Genomic DNA, 9,987 nt, shown 5'->3' with positions numbered 1-9,987 from the left:
ACCAGATTGATAGGCTCCCACCCTTGCTCTCCTCGCTCTGCCGCTTTTTTCACCGCTGATGTGCCCCGTTTGCTCAGGGGCTGCCCCTGGCTTGTCGCTTCGGGCCAACAAAAGCGGGCTAGATGGGATCCCCTTCACACTTCTCCCCATTGTCCTGACGATGGCGGGAAACAGGCGCATATCTTGCTGTTTTTTATGCCGGTTCCAGATTTTTCCATTCGAAAAAGGACTTGCATATGTCCATAGGATTACCGCTCAAGCGGGTGGATGCCGAGGCCAAGGTGACCGGCAGCGCCCGCTATACCGATGACAACATCATGCTCGGGATGCGCCACGCCAAGTACGTGCGAAGCAATATCGCCCACGGCAAGGTGCTTGCCATCGATGCGACCGAGGCACTGGCCCTGCACGGGGTCGAAGCCGTGTTTACCCATGAAGATGTCCCTACCACCTGTTTTCGTACCGCCGGTCACGCCTGGTCTCTCGATGAGGCGAAACGTGATGTGAAAGACCGCCGTCTGCTCACAGAACATGTACGCCACTTTGGCGATGGGGTCGCCATAGTCGTAGCCCGCGATCCGCTGGTGGCCGAGAAGGCTGCCGCGCTGGTCAAGGTGACTTACGAGCCGCTGCCGGTGATGACGGATGCCGAGAGCGCGCTGGCCGACGGTGCCTATCCCATTCACCCGAGCGGCAATCTGCTACGCCAAAGCCAGCTTCGCGCCAATGACCCGGAGCAGGCCATTGCGGCGGCAGATCTGCAGTTTCAGGCGCACTACCGGACGCCAGTGGTGCAGCACTGCCATCTGGAGACGGTGACCTGTTACGCCTACATGGATCAACCGGACCACATCATCGTGGTCAGCAGCACCCAGATCCCCCAGATAGTGCGCAGCCGGGTGGCCAAATCCCTCGGTCTGCCCTGGTCGAGCGTGCGGGTGATCAAGCCCTATATGGGCGGCGGTTTTGGCAACAAGCAGGATGTGCTGGAAGAGCCGATGGCAGCGTTTTTGAGCTACAAGCTTGGCGGCGTGCCGGTCAAGGTGACCTTGAGCCGGGAGGAGTGTTTTTTTGCCTCCCGCACCCGCCACGGCTTTGCCATCGATGGCAAGATGGGCCTCAACCGCGACGGCACCCTCAAGGGCTATCAGCTCGACGTGCTCTCCAACACCGGCGGTTATGCCTCCCACGGCCACTCCATCGCCAGCGCAGGGGGCAACAAGATCAGCTACCTATATCCGCGCAGCGCATTCGGTTATGACGCCAAAACCTTCTACAGCAACCTGCCCACCGCCGGTGCCATGCGCGGTTACGGCGCGCCGCAGGTGATTTTTGCCCTCGAATGCATGCTGGATGACGCCTGCGCCGAACTGGGGCTGGATCCGCTTGATGTGCGCATCGCCAACGTGGCGCGGGAAGGGGACGTCAATCAGGTCAACCAGAAGACCATCTACAGCGCCGGGTTGCCGGACTGCCTGCTGCGTGGCCGCGAGATGTTCGAGTGGGATCGACTCAAGGCCGAGTGTCTGGGGCAGGATCCTGCCAGCCGTGTGCGGCGCGGCATCGGGGTAGCGTGCTTTAGCTACGGCTCCAACACCTATCCGGTGGGGGTCGAAATTGCTGGCGCCCGCATGCTGCTCAATCAGGATGGCACCGTCAATCTGCAGATCGGCGCCACCGAGATAGGGCAGGGGTCGGACACCGTCTTTGCCCAGATGGCGGCCCAGACGTTGGGCATTCCGTTTGAGCAGATCCGGGTCATTTCGACTCAGGATACCGACATTACCGCCTACGATCCGGGTTCGTTCGCCTCGCGTCAGAGTTATGTGGCGGCGCCCGCCATCCATCAGGCGGCGCTGCAGTTGCGGGCCCGTATCCTCTCGCTGGCAGCCCAGCTCTGCCATCAGGATGTAGGATCGCTGACCCTGATCGACGGCTACGTGGTGCTGGCCGGTGCGCCGGACAAGGTGCTGATCAGCGTCGCCGAGGTGTCGGTCAACGCCTACTACCACCTCACCATCGGTGGCCAGATCACCTCCGAGGTCTCCCACAAGACCACCACCAACCCGCCCAGTTTCGGCTGTACCTTTGTCGATCTCAGCGTCGATATCGATCTCTGCAAGGTAACCATCAATCGCATCATCAACCTGCACGATGCAGGCAAGATCCTCAACCCGCAGCTGGCGGAGGGGCAGGTGCACGGCGGCATGGGGATGGGGATCGGCTGGTCCCTGTTTGAGGAGATGATTATCGACGCCAAGAGCGGCGTGGTGCGCAACCCCAACCTGCTCGACTACAAGTTCCCCACCATGCTGGATTTGCCAGAGCTTGAGTGCGACTTCGTGCAGACCTACGAGCCCCAGTCGGTCTATGGCCACAAATCCCTGGGGGAACCGCCCATCATCTCGCCGGGCCCTGCTATTCGTAACGCCATCCGCATGGCGACCGGCGTCGCCATCAACGAGCTGCCTATCACCCCCAAAACCCTGTTCCGGGAGTTTGTCGCGGCGGGTTTGATTGGCGAGGGATCAGGGGAGGAGCAACACCATGTTTGATATTGCCCGTTACTACAAGGCGCACAGCGTGGGCGAGGCGGTCGCCCTGCGCCAGGCCGACCCCGAGGCGCGTCTCTTGGCCGGTGGCACCGATGTGATGATCCAGCTGCATCACCTCAACGCCGCCTATCGCCATATCGTCGATATTCACGACTTGCCCGAACTCAAAGGGGTGAGCGAGTTGCCGGACGGATCGATCCGTATCGGCTCCGGCACCACCTTTACCGAGATCATCGAAAACGAACTGGTGCAGCGCCGCCTGCCGATGCTGGCCGAGGCGGCCGCCACCATCGCCGGCCCGCAGATCCGCAACGTCGCCACCTATGGCGGCAACATCTGCAACGGCGCCACCAGTGCCGACTCGGCGGCGCCTACCGTCGCGCTTGAGGCTGAGTTGGAGATTGCCGGGCCAGACGGCACACGCCGCATCCCCATCGCCGGTTTTCACACCGGTCCCGGCAAGGTGGCGCTACAACCGGCGGAAATTCTGGTGGCATTCCACTTTGCGCCGGATTCTCACCCCCATGTGGGCTCCCACTACTTCAAATACGCCATGCGCGATGCCATGGATATCGCCACCATCGGCTGCGCCGCCTACTGTCAGATTGAGGATGGTCACTTCAAGCGTCTGCGGCTGGCCTATGGGGTAGCGGCCCCGACCCCGGTGCGTACCCCGCACGCAGAAGCTGCGGCCGAAGGGCAACCGCTGACTCGTGCCACACTGGCAGCGATTGCCGAGGCGGTGGTGGCCGATGTGGCGCCACGATCCTCCTGGCGGGCAGAGAAGGAGTTTCGCCTACACCTTATCAAAACCCTGGCGCAGCGGGTGGTCGCCTGCGCAGTCGAACGTGCCGGAGGGAAGATCCTATGATGCAACCGCAAAGCTGTCCCGCCGTGGAGATCCAGTGTGAGATCAACGGCAAGCCGTACTCCTATGCAGTGCCGCCCACCATGTCGCTGCTCCACTTCCTGCGCGGGCAGGGGCTTATCAGCGTGAAAGAGGGGTGCAGTGTCGGTGAGTGCGGCGCCTGTACCGTGCGGGTGGATGGCACCGCTATCGACAGCTGCCTCTATCTGGCGGTCTGGGCCGATGGCAAATCCATTCGTACCGTGGAGGGGGAACGCAAAGGCAACGAGCTTTCCGATGTGCAGCAGGCCTTTATCGACGAGGGGGCGGTGCAGTGCGGTTTTTGCACGCCTGGTCTCGTGATGGCGAGCGCAGCCCTGCTCGACAAGACCGAGCGCCGTCCGCTGACCGATGCGGAGATCCGCCGCGGCCTTTCAGGTAACCTCTGTCGCTGTACCGGGTATCAGAACGTGGTGCGGGCGGTGAAGAAGTGCTGCAAGGGTTGAGCCGCCGTTTGCCCCTGAGGTGACGAAAGCCGCGTAACAAGCGATAAACCAAAGGCCCGTCTCGCAAGAGGCGGGCCTTCACTCTTTGTCAGTAACCGAGGTGATTACCCTTTTTGCGGTTCGATCACCAATTTGCCATCCTTGACCGGAATGGTGGCGCCGGGGGCTTGCTTCATGCGGATCACCCCCTCCTGACCTGCGAGGCGATAGGTCACGTCATAACCAATGGTGTTGACTCTCGTATCCTGTACGGTTTTGCAGCGCTGCTCGGTGGTGGTGTAGGTATCGCCCGCCTGCATATTGCCCTGCACTTGATTACCGGCATAGCCACCCGCGACCGCCCCGGCTGCGGTGGCCACCTTCTTGCCGCTGCCGCCGCCAAACTGGTGGCCGACCACGCCACCCAGCGCCGCGCCAACTACTGTGCCGAGGATCTTGTGCTCATCCTGTACCGGCTTGCGGTGAGTCACGGTGACGTTGCGACACTCCTGGCGGGGAGTCTTGATGGTCTCGGTGATCGGCTTGCTGGCGATCACCTCGGCAAAGGTGGGTTGGGGTGTAAAGAGGGAGCCGCTGGCCGCCGCCGAGAGTGCCAGGGCCGAAGCGATGCCAATACCGATACCTGCCATCATGGATCTGTTCATTTTATGGTTCTCCTGCATACCCATACGGGCTGTTCCAATCTGGCGCCATCTTGTCATAACCGGTTGGCCGGACAAGGCGAGGGGGATGGGCCTGCGACAGGCGCTGGCAAGGTCAAAAAATAGCCACCATGAAAAAGTGTCTGACTTTGGCGACAACGGACTAAAAGTGACCAGTTTCCGGCGTATGGTGGACTCTGCCAGTGTGATAAGGAGCAATTCGAGTCGCAATTTGCAAGGCGGGCGGTGAGTAGAATGCCAGAGTGGCAAAGTGCTGACGGGGGCAGGTCAAGGGAGGTCTTGAACAAGGGCTCTGTTCGTTGAGATGGCCACGCAAGTGGTTGATAAATGGCTCCAGCCCCATCGGATGTTGGCCGATAAGAGATCAAGGCAAGCATTTTGCTTTGATTGGGTGAAGCAGAGGGTGAGCGGGTCGGCAGACAACGGCGTAAGACCTGATATGAAGATGTTCACCCGAGATCACCGGATCAACGAGGGGGAGATATGTCAATGTTACCCAGCTGGATCACCCCGGCCATCCAGGCCAACATCATCACGGTGCAGCAGGCCGAACGCCTGCTCTCATCCCTCTACCGACCCTTGGCCGAGCAGGGAGAGGAGCTTCCCGCGGATATCGCCGACATCAGCCTTAAACTCTACTGCTTCCGCCAGCAGGGGCGGGTGCGCCACTAACGATGATTGAGGTAAAGCCTTCGCCATTGGCGGGGGCTCGCTTGCCTGTCCTCGCCCCGAATACCTCTTCCGCTCTTCCTCTAAGACGTTTTGCTAATACCTGCCGCTGCAGGCTCGCTGTTAGGCTGTCATCCCCATAAGAGACCAGTGATGGGCAGGATGCCCATGTCGCTTCTTGGCCTCTGAATCATCCCGGAACAGCCCGTTTTGTGCCACTTGTGAGGAAGGAATCCGATGACAGTGCAGAACATCTATGAGCGCGACCTTGCCAAAACTGCCGCCAATTTTGAGGCCCTGACCCCCATCAGCTTTTTGGGGCGGGCGGAGCGGGTCTATCCCGACTATCCGGCGCTGATCCACGGCCCGCTGCGCCAGAGCTGGGGAGAAACAGCCCGCCGTTGCCGCCAGCTGGCTTCGGCCCTGAGGCTTAGCGGTATCGGGGAGGGGGACACCGTCTCCATCGTTGCGCCCAATATCCCGGCGATGTTTGAAGCGCACTTCGGGGTGCCTATGAGCGGCGCCGTGCTCAACACCATCAATACCCGGCTCGATGCCGAGTCGATGGCCTTTATCTTCCAGCATGCCCAGAGCAAGGTGGTGCTGGTGGACAGGGAGTTCGGCGCCGTGGTGCGCAAGGCGCTGGATCTGCTGGAGCGCCAACCGCTGGTCATCGCCATCGACGATCCCCTTTACCGGGAAGGGGCGCTTGTCAGTGAACTGACCTATGAGGCCTTTATTGCCACTGGTAACGGCGATGAACCCGGCTGGTTGCCAGAGGATGAGTGGCAGGCCATCTCCCTTAACTACACCTCCGGCACCACCGGCAACCCCAAGGGGGTGGTCTATCACCATCGCGGCGCCCACCTCAACGCCATCAACAACGTACTCTCCTGGGAGCTGCCCAAACATCCCGTCTACCTCTGGACCCTGCCGATGTTTCACTGCAACGGCTGGTGTTTCCCCTGGACGCTGGCGGCCACCGCCGGGGTGAGCGTCTGCCTGCGCCATGTGCAGGCGGCCGCTATTTATGAGGCGCTGCACGAGCACAAAGTGAGCCACTTCTGCGCGGCGCCCATCGTGCTCAATATGCTCAATAATGCCGATCCGGCGCTCAAGCGGGGGCTGGATCACCCCATCAAGGTGATGACCGCTGGCGCTGCGCCCCCCGCTACCGTGATCGCCGGTATGGAAGCGATGGGGATCGCTGTGACCCACGTCTATGGCCTCACCGAAACCTATGGTCCCTGCGTGTTGTGCGAGCCGCAAAGAAGCTGGCAAGGGCAGGATGCCACGGCGCTCTCCCGCCTCAAGGCACGGCAGGGGGTTGCGTCGCCCCTGCAGGGGGAGATGCGGGTTATCAATCCGGTCAGCGGCGAGCCGGTGGCCAAGGATGGCAAAACCATGGGGGAGATAGTGCTGCGCGGTAATGTGGTGATGAAAGGCTATCTGAAAAATCCGGCGGCCAGCGCCGAGGCGATGGCGGAGGGGTGGTTTCGCAGTGGGGATCTGGCGGTGTGGCACCCGGATGGTTATGTGGAGATCAAGGACAGATCCAAGGACATCATCATCTCCGGCGGGGAGAATATCTCCAGTCTGGAGGTGGAAGATGTGCTCTATCGCCATCCCGATGTGGACGAAGCGGCGGTGATCGCCATGCCCGATGAGAAGTGGGGGGAGGTGCCCTGCGCCTTCGTGAAACTGAAAGAGGGGCGAGAGACTACCCAGGCGGAGTTGATCGCCTTTTGCCGGGAGCAGATGGCCCACTTCAAGGCCCCCAAACGCATCATCTTCACCCCATTGCCCAAGACCTCGACCGGCAAGGTGCAAAAATTCGTGCTGCGCAAACAGCTGGGTTAGCAGTCTGTTCATAAGGAGCCAGCACAGACTTTCATAGAAGGGAGATTCGAGGGAGTTGGAGGGCTGCTGGCTCTCCCGTTGTGTGGCTAGGGAGCCTTGCACGCGACGCAGTTGCGGCCGCTCTGTTTGGCCTGATAGAGCATCTGATCGGCGCGGGCGTAGAGGCTCTCCATCAGCTCCCCCTCGCCATTTTCCACCAGCCCTGCGCTGATGGTGATGACCAGCTTATCCCCATCGGGCAGGGGGAGCGGGCTTTGCATCACCTGCAGGCGCAGCCGCTCGGCCAGGGATGCGGCGGCCAAGAGGGTGGTGTTGGGCAGCAAGATGGCAAACTCGTCACCGCCGATGCGGGCCAGCACATCTTCGCTGCGCAGCACAGATTGCATCACCCTGCCCAGATGCACCAGCGCGCTATCCCCAAGGGGATGGCCGAAGCGATCGTTGATGCACTTGAACTGATCCACATCCAGCACCATCAGCACCGAGGTGAGGTGGTGGCGCATGTCCAGACTGAGGTTCTTCTCGCACATCTCGAAAAAGAAACGGCGGTTGTAGAGACCGGTGAGGCCATCGCGCACCGACTGTTGGTGCAGCTGCTCCTTGAGCTGGTGCAGTTCGGTAATGTCGGAGGAGATACCGATCAGGGTGGGAGTGCCATCCCCCAGCAGAAAGGGCACCTTGACCGACCAGTAGTAGTGCTGATTGCCTTCGGGATCGGTCAGCATCTCTTCCCCGGCTTGCAGCTCGCCGGTTTCGAACACCCGGTTGTCCAGCCGCCACAGCTGGCAGGCGCTGGCAGCCGGGATCACCTCATCATCGCGTCGGTTGATGATCTGCTCGGCAGGAATGCCCAGCAGATCGGCGACCTTTTGGTTGACGTAGAGAAAGCGGTGCAGGCTGTCCTTCATATAGATATGGGCATCCACGTTGGCGAGGATGATTTCCAGCAGCTGATGCTGCTCCGCCATGCGGGCCTCAATCAGCTTGTGTTCCGTGATATCGGTGGAGATGCCGCACAGGCCGATCAGGTTGCCATCCTTGTCATGGATGGGCTTTTTAACGGTCCAGTAGCAGCGCTTTTCCCCGGTGGATTTGAGGTAGTTGATCTCCTCCTGGGCGATGGCGAGTTGCTGCTCCAGTACCAACCGGTCGTTGCGTTGAATGGTGTCGGAGAATTCGAGATCAAAAAAGGCCCGATCATCCTGCCCCTGCAACTCGGCGAGGGTGCAGCCAAAGAGATCCAGCACCGCCTGATTGGCATAGGTGTAACGGCCCGCCAGATCCTTGGTAAACATGTAGGCGTCCGTCTCGTTGAAGATGGCTTTGAGGTGATCCAGCTCATGCTGTAACTGGATAGAGAAGGGTTCATCCTTCATGAGGTTAACCATCCTTGGTCAATGGAGTCGTTGTATACCGCGCTAATATATGTACCAACGGTTTAAATTAAGCACTGAACAGGCCATATTTCGTGTTTATTTCCGCAAGTTCTGCGCCATGTCACACGATTGTCATCGTTGGTGTGGTCAAAGGAAATCAACTGAGTCCGTGGCTATGCAGATAACCGTCCCACCTATATCGGCCCGGCATCGTGGGCCAGCAGCAGAGCAATTGCCCGGCAGTTAAATACGCCACCCCGAGCGGCAGAAAGGGCAACAAACAGGTCTTTAATCAAACTATTTCCTCGATGCCCCTGATATCATCCTCAGCAACACGATATGGAGAGGTACGAGATGGCAGTGGCACCGTTTAATTGGGATGACGCAGTTCAGTGGGACGGGCCGGGGGCCATTGCGGGTAGCGAAGAGATCTTGAGTGCCGACCGGCTGGATCGCGCCCGCTATGCCGAATTTCTGACCAACTACCTCGCCGCCGAAGGCAAGCAACGCAACTATGTGCTCAACCTCAATGCCGAATGGGGGGCAGGGAAAACCTGGTTTATCAAGCGCTGGTATATGGAGCTGAAAGCGCACTATCCCACCGTCTATATCGATGCCTGGCAGCAGGACTTTTCCGATGATCCTTTATTGACGGTGATTTCGTCGATTATTGATCAATTGAGAGATGCAACAGGAAATAAGGTTGCAATACCTGATGGCATCAAGTCCAAACTATTGGGTTTGCTCAAGGTGGGCGGAAAATTGGTGCTCAAGTCAGCCATTAAAAAAGCTGGATGGGAAGATAGTGATTTTTCTGTGGAAGGCGAAGATGCAGATAAGCTGGTTGATACGCTTTGTAGCAATCACAAAGAGCGTTATGAATCTATCCAGTATCTTAAACAAGAAATTAGGCAATGGGTGGAAGGTGCTGTTGCTTTAGGTAACGGAGAGTTAGATTATCCTGCTTTTATTTTGATTGATGAGCTGGATCGCTGTCGCCCCTCCTATGCGGTAGAAATGCTGGAGACCATAAAACATATTTTTGATATTCCCGGCGTGGTGTTTGTACTTGCAACCGATACCGAGCAGTTACAGCATGCTATCAAGGTCATTTATGGCGATGGTTTTGATGCAGAAAGTTATCTTGGCCGATTTTTTCATAGACGATTTACGTTAGGCTGTATCTCTCGGCGAGAGTTTATTAAGCAGGCAGTTGTAGATAAAAAATTGCATTTTGAGCATGTCACTGTATGGCCTGAGATCACTAATAGCCAAGTGTTGGTAAATGTATTAACTGCTGTTTGTGATCATTTTTCATTGAGCTTAAGAAAAACAGCGCAAGTGTTGGATCGAACGATCGCGTCCATCGTAAATTACCAAGGTTGCACATTAAATCTGATTTTTCTTGTTTACCTGTTCTCTCTATGCGAGAAAAATAATGAAGATTATCGCGCTGTAGCGGATGGCAAAATGCCTAAGACAGATAACCATCCTACTTTGAAAGGTTTTAAT

At 58.4% G+C, this 9,987-nt stretch carries 8 protein-coding genes; 6 read left to right on the top strand and 2 right to left on the bottom strand.

The window, feature by feature from the left end; translation table 11 throughout:
- Positions 1–236: 236 nt before the first annotated feature.
- Genes xdhA through xdhC form a run of 3 tightly spaced genes read left to right on the top strand, consistent with a single transcriptional unit; the run spans position 237 to position 3,908 of the window.
- Positions 237–2,555, top strand: a complete 2,319-nt coding sequence (gene xdhA, locus AB5Y85_RS00235) for a xanthine dehydrogenase molybdenum-binding subunit XdhA (RefSeq protein WP_257687538.1) — start codon at positions 237–239, stop codon at positions 2,553–2,555.
- Positions 2,548–3,426, top strand: a complete 879-nt coding sequence (gene xdhB, locus AB5Y85_RS00230; RefSeq protein WP_257687537.1) for a xanthine dehydrogenase FAD-binding subunit XdhB — start codon at positions 2,548–2,550, stop codon at positions 3,424–3,426. The genes xdhA and xdhB overlap by 8 nt, the downstream gene beginning before the upstream one ends.
- Positions 3,423–3,908 carry a xanthine dehydrogenase iron sulfur-binding subunit XdhC gene (gene xdhC / locus AB5Y85_RS00225; protein WP_005336775.1) on the top strand — a complete coding sequence of 162 codons (486 nt, stop codon included), beginning with the start codon at positions 3,423–3,425 and terminating at the stop codon, positions 3,906–3,908. Before xdhB ends, xdhC begins: the two co-directional genes overlap by 4 nt.
- A 104-nt stretch (positions 3,909–4,012) precedes the next feature.
- On the opposite strand, the gene AB5Y85_RS00220 is transcribed toward xdhC, so the two are convergent.
- A complete protein-coding gene (locus AB5Y85_RS00220; protein WP_257687536.1) occupies positions 4,013–4,552 on the bottom strand; it encodes a glycine zipper 2TM domain-containing protein in 540 nt (179 codons plus the stop codon).
- A gap of 501 nt (positions 4,553–5,053) precedes the next feature.
- Here AB5Y85_RS00220 and AB5Y85_RS00215 point away from each other — a divergent pair.
- Positions 5,054–5,242 carry a hypothetical protein gene (locus tag AB5Y85_RS00215; protein WP_005345660.1) on the top strand — a complete coding sequence of 63 codons (189 nt, stop codon included), beginning with the start codon at positions 5,054–5,056 and terminating at the stop codon, positions 5,240–5,242.
- Between the two features lie 234 nt (positions 5,243–5,476).
- On the top strand, positions 5,477–7,099 hold the full coding sequence (locus tag AB5Y85_RS00210) for an acyl-CoA synthetase (RefSeq protein WP_257687535.1): 1,623 nt from the start codon (positions 5,477–5,479) through the stop codon (positions 7,097–7,099).
- Positions 7,100–7,185: 86 nt separating this feature from the next.
- On the opposite strand, the gene AB5Y85_RS00205 is transcribed toward AB5Y85_RS00210, so the two are convergent.
- The gene (locus tag AB5Y85_RS00205; protein WP_257687534.1) at positions 7,186–8,475 is read right to left on the bottom strand and encodes a sensor domain-containing diguanylate cyclase; all 1,290 of its coding nucleotides are present in this window, start codon (positions 8,473–8,475) and stop codon (positions 7,186–7,188) included.
- Positions 8,476–8,829: 354 nt separating this feature from the next.
- On the opposite strand from AB5Y85_RS00205, the gene AB5Y85_RS00200 reads away from it, so the two are divergent.
- A partial coding sequence (locus AB5Y85_RS00200) for a P-loop NTPase fold protein (protein ID WP_368221028.1) occupies positions 8,830–9,987 on the top strand: 1,158 nt, incomplete at its 3' end.

The sequence above is a fragment of the Aeromonas sp. R3-1 genome, assembly GCF_040908345.1.
In the GTDB taxonomy this organism is placed as follows: Bacteria; Pseudomonadota; Gammaproteobacteria; order Enterobacterales; family Aeromonadaceae; genus Aeromonas; species Aeromonas veronii.
This window is presented reverse-complemented; position numbering and strand designations above follow the sequence as displayed.

Bases quoted from the DNA above. Each gene is read 5' to 3' on its own strand.
- xdhA (WP_257687538.1), top strand. From the start codon at position 237: ATGTCCATAGGATTACCGCTCAAGCGGGTGGATGCCGAGGCCAAGGTG.
- xdhC (WP_005336775.1), top strand. From the start codon at position 3,423: ATGATGCAACCGCAAAGCTGTCCCGCCGTGGAGATCCAGTGTGAGATC.
- AB5Y85_RS00220 (WP_257687536.1), bottom strand. From the start codon at position 4,552: ATGAACAGATCCATGATGGCAGGTATCGGTATTGGCATCGCTTCGGCC.
- xdhB (WP_257687537.1), top strand. From the start codon at position 2,548: ATGTTTGATATTGCCCGTTACTACAAGGCGCACAGCGTGGGCGAGGCG.
- AB5Y85_RS00215 (WP_005345660.1), top strand. From the start codon at position 5,054: ATGTCAATGTTACCCAGCTGGATCACCCCGGCCATCCAGGCCAACATC.
- AB5Y85_RS00210 (WP_257687535.1), top strand. From the start codon at position 5,477: ATGACAGTGCAGAACATCTATGAGCGCGACCTTGCCAAAACTGCCGCC.
- AB5Y85_RS00205 (WP_257687534.1), bottom strand. From the start codon at position 8,475: ATGAAGGATGAACCCTTCTCTATCCAGTTACAGCATGAGCTGGATCAC.